At 69.5% G+C, this 522-nt stretch carries 1 protein-coding gene; it reads right to left on the bottom strand.

Features of this window, described 5'->3' with window-relative positions:
- Positions 1-371: nitrilase-related carbon-nitrogen hydrolase (locus tag J5M67_RS27760; RefSeq protein ID WP_279381591.1), on the bottom strand; the 371-nt coding region annotated here is incomplete at its 3' end.
- Positions 372-522: the final 151 nt, after the last annotated feature.

Raw genomic sequence — 522 nt, 5'->3', positions numbered from 1 at the left:
ATCTTGTCGTAGCGGGCGGCCTCGCGGCCTTGCGGATCGAACACGAGCGTCGTGTTCAGCACGCGCGACGGCTCGGGCGCCTTCAGCGGCAGCGTGCCGCCGATCACCCAGATGCCGTGCGCCTTCGCGCGCTCGGCGAGAAAGCGCTGGATCGGGCCGTCACGGTACGCTTCCGCGAGCGCGAGCTTGTCGGTGTCCTGGTGGCCCATGAAGCAGAAATATTCGGGCAGCAGCACGAGCCGTGCGCCCGAGGCCGCCGCATCGGCGATCAGCCGGCCGGCTTCGGCGAGATTGCGCTCGCGATCGGGCGTGCTGACCATCTGCAGCGCGGCGACCGGGAACGGCGAGGCTGAGGCGTGGCGATCGGTCATGACGAATTCGGTGGCGGTGGCCGAAAAAAGGGTGCGGGCCCGGCGGCCGCTTCAGTGCTCGACGGCCGCGGGCGCGAAGCCCATCTTACCCCGATCGCCGCTGACACGCTCGATGTGCGGGTGCGCCCACGAGCCGGTGATCGTGTAATCC

Origin of the sequence: Pseudomonas sp. 30_B (assembly GCF_017491605.1) — a bacterium.
Lineage (GTDB): Bacteria > Pseudomonadota > Gammaproteobacteria > Pseudomonadales > Pseudomonadaceae > Pseudomonas.
The sequence above is the reverse complement of the archived record's forward strand: the minus strand, read 5'-3'. Positions and strand labels throughout refer to the sequence as shown.